This is a genomic window from Thermanaeromonas sp. DSM 22490, from assembly GCF_056378755.1.
The window spans coordinates 211,158-225,948 of record NZ_JBJHHE010000003.1 but is presented as its reverse complement, the minus strand read 5'-3'; the positions used below and the strand labels follow the sequence as shown (position 1 = coordinate 225,948).

At 54.2% G+C, this 14,791-nt stretch carries 20 protein-coding genes; all 20 read right to left on the bottom strand.

What is annotated here, in order from left to right; translation table 11 throughout:
- Positions 1-13: 13 nt before the first annotated feature.
- The 20 genes from flhB to flgC all read right to left on the bottom strand — a co-directional run bounded on the left by flhB (position 14) and on the right by flgC (position 14,791).
- Complete coding sequence (gene flhB / locus AC1BI1_RS03980; protein ID WP_476715963.1) at positions 14-1,084, bottom strand: flagellar biosynthesis protein FlhB; 1,071 nt, start codon at positions 1,082-1,084, stop codon at positions 14-16.
- 9 nt (positions 1,085-1,093) lie between these two features.
- Entirely contained in the window at positions 1,094-1,879 is a 786-nt protein-coding gene (fliR, locus tag AC1BI1_RS03975) for a flagellar biosynthetic protein FliR (protein WP_476715962.1), read from the bottom strand.
- A gap of 21 nt (positions 1,880-1,900) precedes the next feature.
- A complete protein-coding gene (gene fliQ, locus AC1BI1_RS03970) occupies positions 1,901-2,170 on the bottom strand; it encodes a flagellar biosynthesis protein FliQ (protein ID WP_476715961.1) in 270 nt (89 codons plus the stop codon).
- Positions 2,171-2,202: 32 nt separating this feature from the next.
- Positions 2,203-2,964 (bottom strand): flagellar type III secretion system pore protein FliP, encoded by a 762-nt coding sequence (gene fliP / locus AC1BI1_RS03965; RefSeq protein WP_476715960.1) that lies wholly within the window; start codon positions 2,962-2,964, stop codon positions 2,203-2,205.
- Positions 2,961-3,305: a FliO/MopB family protein gene (locus AC1BI1_RS03960; protein WP_476715959.1), complete on the bottom strand. Its 345-nt coding sequence runs from the start codon at positions 3,303-3,305 to the stop codon at positions 2,961-2,963. The genes fliP and AC1BI1_RS03960 overlap by 4 nt, the downstream gene beginning before the upstream one ends.
- A gap of 5 nt (positions 3,306-3,310) precedes the next feature.
- The gene (gene fliN / locus AC1BI1_RS03955) at positions 3,311-3,679 is read right to left on the bottom strand and encodes a flagellar motor switch protein FliN (protein ID WP_476715958.1); all 369 of its coding nucleotides are present in this window, start codon (positions 3,677-3,679) and stop codon (positions 3,311-3,313) included.
- Positions 3,680-3,693: 14 nt separating this feature from the next.
- Complete coding sequence (locus AC1BI1_RS03950; protein ID WP_476715957.1) at positions 3,694-4,170, bottom strand: flagellar basal body-associated FliL family protein; 477 nt, start codon at positions 4,168-4,170, stop codon at positions 3,694-3,696.
- Complete coding sequence (locus AC1BI1_RS03945) at positions 4,160-4,936, bottom strand: OmpA family protein (protein ID WP_476715956.1); 777 nt, start codon at positions 4,934-4,936, stop codon at positions 4,160-4,162. Before AC1BI1_RS03945 ends, AC1BI1_RS03950 begins: the two co-directional genes overlap by 11 nt.
- A gap of 82 nt (positions 4,937-5,018) precedes the next feature.
- Positions 5,019-5,840, bottom strand: coding sequence for a motility protein A (locus AC1BI1_RS03940; protein WP_476715955.1), 822 nt, complete (start codon positions 5,838-5,840; stop codon positions 5,019-5,021).
- Between the two features lies 1 nt (position 5,841).
- On the bottom strand, positions 5,842-6,051 hold the full coding sequence (locus AC1BI1_RS03935; protein ID WP_476715954.1) for a flagellar FlbD family protein: 210 nt from the start codon (positions 6,049-6,051) through the stop codon (positions 5,842-5,844).
- A gap of 52 nt (positions 6,052-6,103) precedes the next feature.
- A complete protein-coding gene (flgG, locus tag AC1BI1_RS03930; RefSeq protein WP_476715953.1) occupies positions 6,104-6,907 on the bottom strand; it encodes a flagellar basal body rod protein FlgG in 804 nt (267 codons plus the stop codon).
- A gap of 18 nt (positions 6,908-6,925) precedes the next feature.
- On the bottom strand, positions 6,926-7,324 hold the full coding sequence (locus AC1BI1_RS03925; RefSeq protein ID WP_476715952.1) for a flagellar hook capping FlgD N-terminal domain-containing protein: 399 nt from the start codon (positions 7,322-7,324) through the stop codon (positions 6,926-6,928).
- Positions 7,325-7,342: 18 nt separating this feature from the next.
- Positions 7,343-8,611, bottom strand: coding sequence for a flagellar hook-length control protein FliK (locus AC1BI1_RS03920; RefSeq protein WP_476715951.1), 1,269 nt, complete (start codon positions 8,609-8,611; stop codon positions 7,343-7,345).
- Between the two features lie 297 nt (positions 8,612-8,908).
- Positions 8,909-9,358 (bottom strand): flagellar export protein FliJ, encoded by a 450-nt coding sequence (fliJ, locus tag AC1BI1_RS03915; protein WP_476715950.1) that lies wholly within the window; start codon positions 9,356-9,358, stop codon positions 8,909-8,911.
- Between the two features lie 20 nt (positions 9,359-9,378).
- Positions 9,379-10,668, bottom strand: coding sequence for a flagellar protein export ATPase FliI (gene fliI, locus AC1BI1_RS03910; RefSeq protein WP_476715949.1), 1,290 nt, complete (start codon positions 10,666-10,668; stop codon positions 9,379-9,381).
- A gap of 17 nt (positions 10,669-10,685) precedes the next feature.
- Positions 10,686-11,438 (bottom strand): FliH/SctL family protein, encoded by a 753-nt coding sequence (locus AC1BI1_RS03905; RefSeq protein WP_476715948.1) that lies wholly within the window; start codon positions 11,436-11,438, stop codon positions 10,686-10,688.
- Complete coding sequence (fliG, locus tag AC1BI1_RS03900) at positions 11,422-12,432, bottom strand: flagellar motor switch protein FliG (protein ID WP_476715947.1); 1,011 nt, start codon at positions 12,430-12,432, stop codon at positions 11,422-11,424. Before fliG ends, AC1BI1_RS03905 begins: the two co-directional genes overlap by 17 nt.
- Positions 12,433-12,441: 9 nt before the next feature.
- On the bottom strand, positions 12,442-14,001 hold the full coding sequence (gene fliF, locus AC1BI1_RS03895; protein WP_476715946.1) for a flagellar basal-body MS-ring/collar protein FliF: 1,560 nt from the start codon (positions 13,999-14,001) through the stop codon (positions 12,442-12,444).
- A gap of 11 nt (positions 14,002-14,012) precedes the next feature.
- Entirely contained in the window at positions 14,013-14,324 is a 312-nt protein-coding gene (gene fliE / locus AC1BI1_RS03890) for a flagellar hook-basal body complex protein FliE (protein WP_476715945.1), read from the bottom strand.
- Positions 14,325-14,362: 38 nt separating this feature from the next.
- The gene (gene flgC / locus AC1BI1_RS03885) at positions 14,363-14,791 is read right to left on the bottom strand and encodes a flagellar basal body rod protein FlgC (protein ID WP_476715944.1); all 429 of its coding nucleotides are present in this window, start codon (positions 14,789-14,791) and stop codon (positions 14,363-14,365) included.

The window sequence follows — 14,791 nt, the reverse complement described above, 5'->3', positions numbered from 1 at the left end:
GCCTGCAACAGGTCTAAAAGTGCCCCTGTAAACGGTAGATATGGGCTAGGATCTCCGCCACCGCCTGGTAGAGCTCTACCGGTATCTCCTGGCCCAGCTCCACCTGCCGGTAGAGGGCCTGGGCCACCGGCGGGTTATGGACCACCGGCACCCGGTGTTCCCGGGCCACCTGTACGATGCGCCGGGCGATATCCCCTGCTCCCTTGGCCACCACCCGCGGTGCCCCTTCTTCTTCCCTGTAGCGGAGAGCCACAGCTAAATGGGTGGGGTTGGTGATCACCACTGTGGCCTGGGGCACGGCATGCATCATGCGGTGCCGGGCGAGCTGGCGCTGTTTCTCCCTCAAGCGCGAGCGCACTAAGGGGTCGCCTTCCGTCTGTTTCAATTCTTCCTTGACCTCGGCCTTGGTCATTCGCAAATTCCTGAGGAACTCGCGCCGCTGCAAAAGGTAATCGACCATGGCAATGGCCAGAAAAATAACGAGGGCACCCAGGGCCACTTGGAAAGTTATGCGGCTCCCTATATCTATCACCTGGACCAGGTTCGTGTCCATGGTAAAAAGCAAATCATAAAACTTTCCCCGCACTATTTGCCATACGACGGCGCCGGTCAGTAACACTTTGGCCAGGCCCTTGAACAGTTCCACCAGGCTCCGCCGGGAAAAAAGCCGCTGCCATCCTTTAACCGGGTCCAGGTTTTCCAGCCGGGGTTTTACATTCTCTGTAGTAAAAAGGAAGCCCACCTGGGCAAAATTAGCTGCCAGCCCTACGACAGCGGCCAGGCCGAAGAGTATGGCGACCAGCCCCCCCACGTCCACCAGGACCGGGTAAAGGAGAGCGCGCAAGCTGTCCGCATCCAGGTCCTGCCGCGGCCAAGATAAAAACCACCCCAACAAACGGGCCATTCTTTGCCAGAAAACCTCCCGCTCCGAGTAAAGAAAAGGAATGACCGCCAGCAATACCAGAGCGGTACTTAAATCATTGCTGCGGGCAGCCTGCCCCTTTCGCCGTACTTCCTGCAGGCGGTGGGGCGTAGCCTCTTCCGTTTTCTCTTCGGCAAAAAGCTGCAAGTCAAAAAAATCCATAACCTTCCCCTACCGCGGCCAGGACCTTATAATCACGACCAGATCGCGCTCCATCTGGTTTACCAGATTGCCAATAGCCGTAACCACCAGCGGCAAAATCACTATAAGTGTGAGCAGTCCCAAGCCAATTTTTAAGGGAAAACTTAAAATAAAGACGTTAAGCTGGGGCACGGTGCGGGCTATCAAGCTTAAGGAAAGGTCGGCCACCACCAGCACCACCAGCACAGGCACCGCCAGGCGCACACTCCATATCATCATGTTGTCCAGCAACCGTACTACATCCCATACCAGCGTTCCGTCGAATTTTAAATTTCCTAGAGGCAAAACTCTAAAGCTTTCTCGCAAAGCCAGCAGCAAAATATGATGCCCGTCCAGCTGCAAAAAAAGAAGGAGGCCTAGCAGAGTCCAGAACTGCCCCAGCAGCGTAACGGGAGCTGCATTCTGGGGATCGAGGAGGTTGGCCATGGCCAACCCTATATGTATATCCAGGAGCTCACCGGCCACCCTGACTGCGCTATAAATGAGAGTGGCTATATAGCCCAGAGCCAGGCCCGCCAGAGCCTCATTTATCACGGCCAGGGCATATAACACAGGGTTTCTCCAGGCATCGCCATTCTGGGTTACCGTAGCTATTGTAGGAAACAAAAGAAAAGCGAGCAACAATCCCAGACCCGCTCTGGTCAGGATTGGCACATTCCGCACAGCGAAAAAAGGAGCTACTACCGTGAAAGCGGTGAGGCGCACCAAAACCAGGAAAAACATTTCTGCTTGCGCCAGGTAAGGGAAGGACACCATGCCCGCGTAACCTCCTGTCTTTTACCGCACCAGAGACCCCAAGTTGCCCAAGAGCTGTCCGGCAAACTGGGTGAGAACCCCTAACATCCAACGCCCCAGGAACAGGGTGGCGAGGAGCACGGCTACGATCTTGGGCACAAAAGTAAGAGTCTGCTCCTGGATCTGGGTAGTGGCCTGCAAAATACTTATGCCTACTCCCACCACTAGACTTAAAGCTAGGGCCGGCGCGGCCAAAAGCAGAGCTGTTGTCAGGGCATCCCGGGCAAGACTTAATACAAATTCTTGCGTCATAGCTCCCTAGGGCCACCTCCTTAAGACCGGTTCTAAAAGCTTTCTAGCAGGGATTTGACCACCAGGTACCACCCATCCACTAGTACAAAGAGCATTAACTTAAAGGGCAGGGAGATCATAACCGGCGGTACCATAAACATACCCATGGCCATCAAGGTGCTGGCGATAACCAGGTCGATAATCAAAAAAGGTATGTATATAAGAAAGCCCATTTGAAAGGCCGTCTTTAACTCGCTTATCACAAAGGCCGGGATTAAAACGTACAGAGGCACATCGTCCCGGGTGCGGGGTTCGGGCATTCCCGACATGCGTATGAAGAGGGCCAAATCCTTCTCCCTCGTCTGGCGATACATGAACTCCCGCAACGGCTTAGCGCCCCTGGCCAGGGCTTCCTCCTGGCTTATCTGCCCCGCCAGGTACGGGTCCAGGGCCTGAGCTTTTACCTGATTATACACAGGGGCCATAATAAAAAACGTTAGAAATAAGGCCAGGCCGATTAGCACTTGATTGGGAGGCACCTGCTGGGTAGCCAGCGCACTGCGCACAAAGGCCAGCACTACAATAATTCGGGTAAAGGAAGTCATGAGCAAGAGGATAGCCGGTACCAGCGCCAGAACAGTCAGCAGGATAAGGAGCTTGACCGTATCCGCCACTTTGCCCGGCTCCTCCGTAGGTGTCAAGCGCAATTCCAGTCCTGGTACAGGCTGGGCCAGGGCTGGCTTTATCCCCAAATAAAGCCCCCCAGCTAACATAGAAGCCACTAAAACTACTAGCAAAAACTTGTGCCCCTTCATCTTGGAAACCTCTGCTGCCACGTTTTCCACCGGTTCTCACCGTTTTCTTCTAGCACCTCCAGCTCTTTTAACTCGCTTTCGGTGTAATCCGGCAACTCTGCCAGCAAAACCGGCGGTCCCTCACCCACCCCGATGAGAAAATAGCGTTTGTCGCAGCGCACCACCAGAAGGGCGCTCTTCTGTCCTACGGGTAACCTGGCCACCACCTGCAACCGCCCCGTGCCCATCAAGGGGAGGTGTCCCCGGCCCAGGCCGTATTTTACCGTCGCGTAAGCCAGGAGCAAAACCAGGGGAAGGAAAATAAAGAGGCGCAGCAGGGCCATGGTAAAGTCTTGTTCCATACACCTCAGGTCTCCTCTCCCGGAACCTCGACCAGAGAACCCAGGCGCACCCCAAAGGCATCGTTAATCACCACTACTTCGCCCTGGCCCAGGAGTTTACCGTTGACCCGGATATCCACAGGATCTCCCGCCAGTCTGTTGAGGACAATAAGAGATCCTTCCTTTAGTTCCAATATTTCCTTCACCTTCAGCTTGGTCCGCCCCAGTTCCACCGAAACTTTTACAGGGATGTCCAGAAGCTTGTCCAGGGTGGTGCCTCTTCCAGGGCTCTCCACCGGCTTAAGCTGGGCAAAGGTAGCCTTCTTTATCCGCGGTTTTTCTGACGCCTCCAGGGCTTCAATCAATTGCTGGATTTCTTCTTCTGTAAACGGCATAAGCCTTCGCTACCTCACTGGACAATAAATTCTTCAAAATAAAGGGCCTGCACCTGTCCGGTCTCCAGCTGGGCATTTACCGCTGTAAGGAGTTCTCGCTTGAGGGCGTCTTCCTGGCTCAATTCCTCTGTCTTTTTGCTGCGCAGAACTGCTATTATGGCGTCGCGAATGCGGTGGACCTTTTCATTAAGCTCGCTTTCCAGGCGAGGATTAGTATATTCCAGAGTAATTTTGGCCCGCAGATAACGGCGGAACCCCGGATCGGCCAGGTTTACTACAAAACTCTCCAGGGTTAATTTGCGAATTTCAGCCCGATGTACTTCTTTCCCGGGATTTTCTCCTGCTGACAACCGGTTTCCACTTAGGTACAGGTACGCAAAACCACCGCTCATTAAAACTATTACGCCCACTAAAAAGATAATCAGCCAGGGTTTTTTACGCTTTTCCCTAACCGGTTCCTCTTCTTCGACTCTGCTTCTTCTAACGGCCACTTCTATACACCTCGCTCCCTGGGACCTGGTACTGCACCTGCCTGGACCCAATGAGTATAACTACTCGCCGGTTCTGAGCCATATGCTCGGGGGAATCATTGGGGACTAAAGGATGGTATTCCCCGTGTCCTACTGCTGTAAAGCGCGAGGGCTCCAGCTTATGCTTATCGATAAAATAGCGCACCACTCGGATGGCGCGAGCTGCGGAAAGCTCCCAGTTAGAGGGAAACTCTGGGGTATTTATAGGCCGGTTATCGGTATGCCCCTCCACCCTTATATTGTTGGGCAGCCTGGCTAGAAGAGTTGCCAGCTTATCCAGCACGAGCATGGCCTCCGGCTTAAGGTCAGCTTTCCCGGAATCGAACAGGATGCGCTCTTTAATGTCCAGAGCCACGCCGCCTTCTTCATAACGCACTTCCACCATATCCTCTAAACCGCTCTCGGCTAAAAAATTTTGTATAGACTGGTAGGTTTCCATCATCTCCCGGGCCTGGGCCAGAGCCTCCGTATCTAACGGGAGCTCTAGAGCCTCCTGGTTTCTTTCCGGCGTAGGTTCTGCTCGGGCCAGAATCCCCACTCCGCTTTCCAGGATCCCCACTCCCTGGAAAGAGGCCAAGAAACGCTGGAATTTTTGCTGGTTGATAACCGAAAAGGAAAAAATAAGTACAAAAAACACTACTAACTGGGTCATCAAATCCGAATAGGTGATCATCCAGGTGGGAGCGCCTTCCTCCTTGTTTTCTTTGTCTCGCTTCCTTTTTAGCATAATCCTTATCCCGTTTACCGTTTAGCCAAAGTAAATCGGGCTCCGCTCCTTCCTAAAGTTAGTAAAACCTGATTACACCCTGTTACACCCTACTGCTAAAATATCCTTCGGCCACTTCTTCCTGGCCCTCTTCCTTGGCTTTGGACCGGCGCAGTTTGGGGGGCAGGAAAGAATGCAGCCTTTCTTCCAAAATACGGGGATTAACACCCGACTGGATGGCTATTATGCCCTCCAGCATCATTTGTCTCAAAAGCATCTCTTGCTCACTGCGCAAGGCCAGCTTGCCTGCCAGGGGAATAAAGAACATGTAAGCCATAATGGCCCCGTAAAAGGTGGTGATCAAAGCCAGAGCCATGCTAGGACCTAAAGCTTCAGGCCTGTCCAGTTTGGCCAGCATCTGTACCAGCCCGATCAGAGTACCGATCATACCAAAAGCTGGCGCGAGATTTCCCCACGTCTTGAATATACGCTGTCCAACTTCGTGGCGCTGGGCCATGAAAGCCATATCTGTTTCCAGTATCTCCCGGATCATTTCCGGTTCCATAGCATCTACTACTAGTTGAATACCTTTAGCAAAAAAAGGGTCCTCCAGGCGATTGGCATCGTCCTCCAAGGCTAGTAGCCCTTCACGTCGAGCTTTCCGGGCTAATTCGGAAAAAATTTGAATTAATTCCCGCGGGTCCATTAAATCTGTGGTAAAAGCCTGTTTAACGGTACCGAAAACATTTTTCACCTCTTCAAAGCCGAAGTTAATCAGAATAGCCGCCAGGGAACCCCCCACGGTCACCATAATAGAAGGAACGTTCCAGAAAAGACCAGGGTTACCCCCCAACACCAGCGAACCGCCCAACAAACCGATACCTACCAGAATACCCATTATGGTCATCGCGTCCAGGCGTCGCAAATCATTTCACCTCATCTTGCTTCCCGAAGGGCTGAGCTATCAGACGCCGGTAGGCTATTACCTTCTCCATCACTTCATCCAGGGACTGGGTTACCAGAACTTTTTTCCCATTGGTCAGGGTTATAACCGTCTCCGGTATACTCTCCACCCTCTCTATCAGCTCAGCATTGAGGGCGATCTCCCGCTTATCTAGCGTTGTAACTTTAATCATTTCCTCACCCGCTTCCTGTTTGCCTGGCGGCCAGGGTTATCCCGCACTCCCTTTAACGCTTGAGGTTCACTAGCTCTTGCAACATCTCATCCGAAACAGTAATGGTGCGGGCGTTGGCCTGAAAGCCCCGCTGGGTAATAATCATGTCGCTAAACTCCTGGGCCAGTTCAACGTTGGACATCTCCAGGGCCGAAGGGATGACAATGGTATTGGCAAAGGTACCTGTACCAGCTGTTCCTTCCTGGACCGCTCCCGCAGCCGGAGCAGCAGCATAAAGATTGCTACCCACTTTTTCCAGTCCAGAGGGATTGGGGAACTTTGCCAGTTTAATTTTACCAGCAGTCTGGGGCGTACCGTTTACATCAATGTACTTTACCTCACCTGTCCCATCAATGCTATAACTTTGAGCATCAGTAGGAACTTGAATTTGGCCTCCTCCATCTTTTTGCACAAACCAACCATCGGGATTGACTAGATAGCCCTGTTCATCGAAATGGAAAGCCCCGGCGCGAGTATAATATGTGCGAGAGCCAGTGGCATCCCCTAAGACAAAGAACCCGTCCCCCTGGATCATCAGGTCTGTACCATTGCCCGTAGCCTGGGCCGCTCCCTGGCTATGAATAACATCTATGCTACCCAAGGTCACCCCCAGCCCGATTTGTTGGGGATTAGTACCACCTATATCAGCGGTAGCAGCCGAGCCGCCCCGCAGGGTCTGGTAAAAAACATCTTTAAAGGTAACAGCGCTTTTCTTAAAACCCACTGTGTTAACATTGGCTATGTTATCCCCAATGACATCCATGCGCGTCTGGTGGGTGCGCAGACCCGATACAGCTGAAAAAAGGGCACGCATCATAGTTATGTAAACCCCCTTTTAAGTTCCGTTTTTTGAGTCCCGGATCTCCCGTAACTTGGTCCAGGAAAATTCCGTACTATTAACTCTCACTAATATATCATTACCCTGGAGGCGCACAGCTTCTACAGTGCCTGTAACAGTTTGCTCTCCCACTACTGCCGTAACTTCTTTACCGATAAGCCCTTGAGCCTGGATAAAAGAAGCGTAGCGCTGCTGCTCTATCATGTCGTATAGCTGTTCCAGCATAGTAAACTGGGCCAGCTGGGTTATAAACTCCGTGTCCTTCATGGGCTCGAGGGGATTCTGATACTGGAGCTGCACCGCGATAAGGCGCAGGAAATCGGCTTTATTCCAGCTCTTCTGCCCTATAGCTCCGGCTTCATAGGGCGCGCTGCTGTAAATACTGCCTACCTGCACGGCCGCTTCACCTCACCGTTAGGCCAGATAGTTTAGAAGATAACTCATGCCCACAGGATCAACAGCCAAATGGTCCTGTTCCAGACCCTCCAGGAAACCGCTACGGCCAGCGTTGGACCTACCCTCCCTGTTCGCCAGATCCGGCCGGCCGCCGGAATACCCGTGGTCTATTTCCACCTGGAGCTGTTCGAGCTGCAGCCCCTGGCTCAGGAGTACCTGTCGCAATTCCGGCAAGGACATCTGAAGCAATCTTCCCGCTTGCGGTGTTTCCACCAGCATTTGCACGGAGAGGCGGTTATCCGTCAAAACGGTATGTAAACGCACCTTGCCCAGCCCTTCAGGCCGCAACTGTAACTCCAGTTCTTGCCGGCCCCATTTCTTTTCCAACTGGGCTGTGGAAATCAACCTGGCCGCCACTTCGTCTAAATTAGCGATCTTTCCCTCGAGGCTCGCCTCTGCCCCTGGGGTTCCCCAGGAACCCTGTACCCTGTCTCCTGAGGATAGCGTCGTGGTACTGGCCAGGTTATCCCTTGGCCTAGGGCTGCTTTCAGAGAACTCTTCCCCCGCCGACCTGGGCCACAGCACTTTTTCGTTGCTTCCCTCCAAAACGCCAACCCTTGCAGCTGTTTGTGCGCCATTATTATTAATTGCCACTGCAGGGTTGAGTTCCGGACCTTTGGCCCCTGAGCTTTCTTTATTCTTCATTCCTTGGGAAGCCACCGGGACCGCCTTGTCCACCGGCATATGTACTTTGGAAGTATCCAGCAACGGAATATTCTTAGCTAGCTCCCCGGCGGCCAACGTTAGCTCCGGGGAACCCTGTGAAACTTGGCCTTGTTGCCCAGGAGCAGCCTGCGCAACCTCCATCTCTTCACCGGTCACCTTTACCGGATTCCGGAGCATCACCAGGGCCCGGCCCTCCGCAAGGCTGACCAACAGCTCCACAGGCCGAGCCGGTAAAACTTCCGGCCAGAACACTTCCCCGGCCATGGCCGTGTTTACCCCTTTTGCCTCTACCATTTCACCCGTGCTCGCCTGTTCTGGCCCTCTGGCAGCAGTAACCCCTTCTGCTTGAGTCCCCTCACCCTGTCTAGCAGCACTCGGTTGACCTGCTCCGGTTACCTCTTCAGCCGCCGTTTGTCCGGAAGGAGGACTAGTGGCCGCAGGTTGTAATAACCCTTCCAGAAAACCGGCAAAAGAAACGGCTTCTTCCTCTCTTTGACGTTTCTCAATACGGGGAGGAATTTTAGCAGCTGACTGCAGCTGGGCTACACTTGCAGATCTCATCCCTTCACCTCCTTCATTGGGGGTTAAGGCTTCTGAGTTATCCCCAGTTTTTGCTGGTGAGGCCTGCTTAGGCTTGGAAGCGAGCGACTAAACCCGAGCGGTAGCCAAACTTAAGCTTGGCGAAAGGCGGAGGCAGGCCCGAGGCCACGGATGGCCGAGGCCGGCAATTGAGGCAGGATGCCGAATTTGCCGGGAAGCCTGCCGGAGCCTTGAGCCAAGCGTCTAGTTTGGCCCGCGAGGGTTTCCGGAGCGAGCGCAAGCCAAGCAGGCCTAGAGACAAAGCGGGGGATACGCCAGTTAAGGCTCCTCTTGCCGGCGGACATAACCTAGTACAGCCACCTCATCCAGATACTTTTGCTCTTCCCGCGCCGCCAAATAGCTATAGCTTGCTTGCTGTCGCGCCTTTAGACTATCCAGGATTTTCCGCTCATTAATAGCCTGCATTACCAGGTCCTGCTGCTCTTTTACCGCTGTAACGGCCTGTTCCACCTTCTCCCCCTGCAATTCCACCCTAGAATCCAGCATTTGCAAATAAAGATCTCTCTGCCAGAGCTCCCCTAACCTGGCTTCTCCCGGACCTCGCGCCACTTTTTCCTGGAAATTCTCCCTTTCTTCCAGGTATTGTCTAAGGAGCATCTCCTCCTCCGCCTGTCGCTGCCGGGCAACGGCCAGTTGCCTCTTTCGCTGTTTTTCTATTGCCAGGCGGTATCCATGTACCTTCTCCAAGGAAAAGCGGAAAGGCCGCAACTTAGGCTACCCCCTTGGTTTTAGGCTGCCAGCGCCACCTGTAAAGCTTCCAGCGTTTCCTCGTAAGAAAAATACTCTTCTTTATCCTGGCGCAAAAATTCTTGAATACTATCATAATACTTCAGGGCAGCATCTACCCGCGGATTGGACCCCGCCTGGTAAGCACCGATCTCAATAAGGTCGGCTGCTTCCATATAAGCTGCCAACAACTCCCGGAGCTTTCCGGCCAGCTCCTGTTGCTTGGCTGAAGTAATCTCCGGCATAAGACGGCTGAGGCTGGCCAAAACATCAATGGCCGGATAGTGATTGCGGGCCGCCAGTTGGCGGGAGAGGACTATATGCCCGTCCAGGAGTCCCCTGACGGCATCGGCTACAGGTTCGTTAAAGTCGTCTCCTTCCACCAATACAGTATAAAGGCCTGTAATAGAGCCGCGGGAGCTATTGCCCGCCCTTTCCACCAGCCGTGGCAGGAGAGCAAAAACTGATGGCGTGTAACCCCGAGTGGTGGGCGGTTCCCCGATAGCCAGCCCAACTTCTCGCTGGGCCATGCACAGGCGGGTAAGGGAATCCATCATCAACAGCACTTTGCGCCCCTGGTCACGAAAATACTCCGCAATAGCCGTAGCCACAAAAGCCCCCTTAATGCGCACCAGGGCCGGCTGATCCGAAGTGGCTACGACCACTACCGAACGTTTCAACCCGTCGGGACCCAAATTATCCTTCAGGAAGTCCCGTACCTCCCGTCCCCGCTCGCCGATGAGCCCAATAACATTGATATCCGCAGTGCTATGGCGGGCAATCATCCCCAGGAGAGTGCTCTTGCCCACTCCGCTGCCGGCAAAAATCCCTACCCTTTGGCCGTAGCCGCAGGTGAGCAAAGCATCAATAGCCTTTATCCCGGTAGTCAAAATTTCCTGAATGGGTTGCCTCTCCAGAGGCTTAGGGGGTGAATTGTTAACAGGATATTTTTCCCCCTTGACCGGCAGCTCACCGTCCATGGGTCTTCCCAAACCGTCCAATACCCGACCCAAAAGCCCATTACCCACCGTTACTTTAAGCTCCTGTCCAGTAGCCATAACGCGGCACCCGGGTCCTATGCCTTCTAGCTCCCCCAGGGGCATGAGCAAAGTCAAATCTTCCCGAAAGCCCACTACTTCGGCAACCACAGGAGCCTGACCGTTACTATAAATATGGCAAATTTCACCAATGGCTGCCTTGAGGCCCCGCGCTTCCAAGGTAAGCCCGGTAACCCTGGTTATCTTGCCCCCTCGCTTCCACAGGTCGGCCTGGCGCAAAAGTTCCAGTGACAAAGCTCGTCCTCTCATTTTTATTCTTTCCCGCCTCTTTTAAGAACGCGCTTAACAGTTTCCAGTTGAGTATCTATAGTAGCATCCACAAAGCCGCTCTCCGTCTCCACCCGGCAACCACCTGGCTTAAGCTCCTCATCAGCCACCACCTGCAGGCGGGCACCAGCACCCACCTCCTTCAGTAACTCCTCCCGGTGCTGCCGTAAAAACTCGGCATCCCGGGGAGCAGCATAAATAATATAAAACTGTCCCTCAGCCACCTCGTGGATAGCTCCCCGGGCGATATCTAAGACTATATCCGGGTCCAGCTCCACCTGCTTTCCTACTATCTTGGCAGCTATCTCCAAGGCCAGGTCCAGGATCTGCTCCTGGGCGGCTTTTATGGTATCCCGGTAGGCTCTTCTGGCCTCCTTTAACAATTGCCTGGCCCTTTGGCGGTAATGCTCCGCTTCTTCACGCAAAGCTTCAGCCTTGGCGGCTCCAGCCTGGAACCCTTCCTGGCGCCCCTCTTCCAGGCCTGCCTGGTAGCCTTCCTCCCACGACCGGCGCTTTAAGAGCTCGACCTCTTCTTGGGCTGCCTGCCGGAGGGCTTCGGCCTCCTGGCGCGCCCGGGCCAGGATAACCGCTGCCCTTTCCCTGACATCTCCTTCGCTCTCTTCTAGGGGCACCTCTGCCCCTTGCCCGGGCCACCAGTTTACCAGTTGCCGCACTGGCACCTGACATTCTTCCTTCGTGGCGGCCACTTCCTTGATAACCCTAGACCACCACTGCATCCTGTCCACCTCTGGCTATAATGATCTCACCGGTCTCATCCAGCCGCCGAATAATCTGCACAATCCGCTGTTGGGCTTCCTCTACATCCCGCAGGCGGGTCGGACCCATGTACTCAATATCTTCTTTAAGCATTTCCGCTGCCCGCTTGGACAGGTTGCGGTAGATACGGTTGGCCACTTCTTCGCTGGCTGTCTTTAAAGCCAGCGCTAGATCCTTCATGTCCACTTCCCTGAGTACCCGGCGAATGGAATTGTCATCCAGGGTGATAATATCCTCAAAGACAAACATGCGCTTGCGTATTTCATCCGCCAGTTCCGGATCATCCTGTTCCAGGGCTTCCAGGATAGTGCGTTCAGTGCTGCGATCCACCCGGTTCAAAATATCTACTACCGTCTTTATCCCTCCGGCCGCAGCAAAGTCCTGGCCCACCACTGAAGAAAGGCGCTGCTCCAATATCTGCTCCAGTTCCCTTACAGTTTCGGGTGAAGCCCGCTCCATCAAGGCAATGCGCTTGGCTACACCGGCCTGTAAGTACTCAGGTAAGGAACTTAAAACCACCGAAGCCTGCTCCGGTTCCAGGTAAGCCAAAACCAAGGCTATTGTCTGGGGGTGCTCGTTATAAAGAAAGTTTACCAGCTGTTTGGGATCGGCTTTGCGAATGGTATTAAACGGACGTATCTTGGAGGTAGCCATAAGCTTTTTAATAATCTCTGCTGCTCGAGCAGGCCCCACGGCCCTTTCCAGTACCTCGCGGGCATATTTTATACCCCCCTGCAGAATGTACTGCCGCGCCTCATACAACTCCCAAAACTCGTCCATCACCTGTTGTTTACTGCCAGCATCAACTACCGTTGTATTAGCAATCTGATAGGTAACCCGCTCCATATCTTCCTGGGGCAACTGCTTGATTACCATAGAAGACAATTCTGGGCCCAGGGTGATAAGAAAAATAGCTGCCTTTTCTAATCCTGTAAGTTGTTTTTGTCGCGCCACTTTCCTCCTCTATTCCTCCCTCAGCCATGCTCTAAGCAGCTGAGCAACCTCTTCCGGATGCTGGCGAACAAGTTCGCGCATCCTCTCCTGTCGGGCCCGTCGCTCCATTTCTTCCCGCCGCTCCTCCTCGCTGGCGGCAACCTGCTCTTCAGTTATCACCACGCGGTCCAGCGGTACCCTAACTCCGGGGATCTGTTCCAGAACGCGAGCGGACCTGCGTCGGCGAAAGATTAGGACCAGGATAAGCAAAATCAGCAAACCTAAACCTGCAGCCCCCAGGCTCGCATACAGGCGTATCTGCTGCCTCCGCCTCTCTGCGGCTTCCGCTGCGGCCATCTCCGCTTCAGTTTTTTGGCGCAAGGAGTCATCAAAGGCCAGGCTTAAAACAGAGATCTGGTCCCCCCGCGCCGGCTGGTAGCCGACTGCGGCAGCTACAATCTGGCGGATCTGATCTTCCTTTTGAGGGTCTACCGGCCCATTGACAGCCACAGAAGCAGATAATCTTTTAATCTGGCCCGGAGCATATACAATGCGCGTCTGGGTTTCATCCAGTTCGTAGTTCCGCGTCGTCTCCGATTTGTTATACGTGCTGTTGCCGGGTACCACAGCGGCGTAGCCCGCAGGCTCCCTATTAAGATCGCCTGTAGGACCCCCGGCCCCGCTGCTGCTGCCCTGGTCGGTTTTAATCTGCTCGCTGCGCAAGGCCCCCTGTTTGCCCCATTCCCTGCGGGTGACCTCCTGCAAGTTGAAGTCCAGCTCCACGTTCACCATGGCCACCGCCTGGCCCGGGCCCAGGATCCTGGTGAGCATACCCTGAATCCTTTGCTCCAGATCCCTCTCCACCGCCCGCTTAAGCTCCTGCTGCCTCTGCTGCTGCACCCCTACCGGTGGGTTACCCGTGTCCACCAGTCCCGCGCTCAAGACGTTGCCCTGGGTATCTATGATATGTACATTTTCCGTCTTTAACCCCTCTACGCTGCCCGCCACCAGCTGCATAATCCCCTGTACCTGGCCGGGCTGCAGCTGGGCCAAGGGTTTCAATTTCAGTACAATGGAGGCCGAAGGTGGTACTTTCTCTTCTAAAAACACGCTCGGCTGGGGCAACACCAGGTGAACCCGGGCATCTTCCACTTCTTCCATGGCCATAATGGTGCGCCGTAATTCTTCCTGCAAGGCGCGCTGGTAATTTATCCGGCGCTCGAAATCGGTCATGCCCAGTTTATTCTGGTCAAAAAGTTCGAAACCCAGGTTATAGCGCCCTAGCACCCCGGCACTGGCCAGACTGAGACGCGTCTCGTAAACCTTGTCTTTAGGCACCAGGATAGTAGTCCCTTCATCAGCGATCCGGTACGGCACCTTCATCTCCTTTAACTTTTCTACCACCGCGGCCGCATCTCGCTGATCCAACTTAGTAAAGAGAGGAACAAAATCGGGCTTCGTGACCCAGTTAAAAAACAAGATAGCAGCCGCCAACCCGGCCAAAGTCACCACCAGCAGAGCCGAACGCCTGGCCGGACTAAGGCCACACCAGTAAGCTGTAATTTTCCCGGGTAGCTCCTGCAGTTTCATCCCCTGAGCCCCTAAACTTGCATGCGTGAAATTTCCTGGTAAGCCTCTATCACTTTATTGCGCACCTGCATAGCCAGTTGTAGAGATAGATTGGCCTGCTCCAAGGCGAGTATCACCTGGTGAAGGTCCTGGACTTCGCCGGTCAAATACCTGAGGGTGAGTGCATCGGCCTGCTTCTGGCTTTCATTTAAGGCTTTAAATTGTTGTGCCAGCACTTCCCGGAAAGAGGAAACCAGCTCAAAGGCCCCGGCTTTTTTTGCGGCCCGCCCTTCCTGGAGCGGGACGGGCGACACGGGTAATAGCATAGATATCTCGCTCAGCATGTGACAGTCTCCTTTCCTCAGTCCAATCTAAGAGGAGGTTAGGCCCGGCCAATCTCCAGGGCTTTTAGGGCCATGGCTTTGGCTGCGTTAAGCACCGTTACGTTGGCCTCGTAGGCCCGGGCGGCGGTGATCATATCTATCATTTCGTTTACTACATTGATATTGGGCAGGGCCACGTAACCCCGGGCATCAGCATCGGGATGGGACGGGTCGTAAACCATCCTGGGAGGCGTGCTGTCCTCGGCGATAGCCACCACCCGCACACCCTCACCCGGCACAAGGCTCTCGCCGCTCCCCAGGGTCTCCCGCAAGCGCTCGGCGAAGATGGCCACCTGGCGGCGATAAGGGCCTCCCCGGGGCGTGCGGGTAGTATTGATGTTGGCCAGGTTGCTGGCTATCAAGTCCAGTCGCAACCGTTCGGCCGTTAAGCCGGAAGCGCTAATTTGCAGGGCAGGAAGCAATTCCAT

Bases quoted from the DNA above. Each gene is read 5' to 3' on its own strand.
- flhB (WP_476715963.1), bottom strand. From the start codon at position 1,084: ATGGATTTTTTTGACTTGCAGCTTTTTGCCGAAGAGAAAACGGAAGAG.
- fliR (WP_476715962.1), bottom strand. From the start codon at position 1,879: ATGGTGTCCTTCCCTTACCTGGCGCAAGCAGAAATGTTTTTCCTGGTT.
- fliQ (WP_476715961.1), bottom strand. From the start codon at position 2,170: ATGACGCAAGAATTTGTATTAAGTCTTGCCCGGGATGCCCTGACAACA.
- fliP (WP_476715960.1), bottom strand. From the start codon at position 2,964: ATGAAGGGGCACAAGTTTTTGCTAGTAGTTTTAGTGGCTTCTATGTTA.
- AC1BI1_RS03960 (WP_476715959.1), bottom strand. From the start codon at position 3,305: ATGGAACAAGACTTTACCATGGCCCTGCTGCGCCTCTTTATTTTCCTT.
- fliN (WP_476715958.1), bottom strand. From the start codon at position 3,679: ATGCCGTTTACAGAAGAAGAAATCCAGCAATTGATTGAAGCCCTGGAG.
- AC1BI1_RS03945 (WP_476715956.1), bottom strand. From the start codon at position 4,936: ATGCTAAAAAGGAAGCGAGACAAAGAAAACAAGGAGGAAGGCGCTCCC.
- AC1BI1_RS03935 (WP_476715954.1), bottom strand. From the start codon at position 6,051: ATGATTAAAGTTACAACGCTAGATAAGCGGGAGATCGCCCTCAATGCT.
- flgG (WP_476715953.1), bottom strand. From the start codon at position 6,907: ATGATGCGTGCCCTTTTTTCAGCTGTATCGGGTCTGCGCACCCACCAG.
- AC1BI1_RS03920 (WP_476715951.1), bottom strand. From the start codon at position 8,611: ATGAGATCTGCAAGTGTAGCCCAGCTGCAGTCAGCTGCTAAAATTCCT.
- AC1BI1_RS03905 (WP_476715948.1), bottom strand. From the start codon at position 11,438: ATGCAGTGGTGGTCTAGGGTTATCAAGGAAGTGGCCGCCACGAAGGAA.
- fliF (WP_476715946.1), bottom strand. From the start codon at position 14,001: ATGAAACTGCAGGAGCTACCCGGGAAAATTACAGCTTACTGGTGTGGC.
- fliE (WP_476715945.1), bottom strand. From the start codon at position 14,324: ATGCTGAGCGAGATATCTATGCTATTACCCGTGTCGCCCGTCCCGCTC.
- flgC (WP_476715944.1), bottom strand. From the start codon at position 14,791: ATGGAATTGCTTCCTGCCCTGCAAATTAGCGCTTCCGGCTTAACGGCC.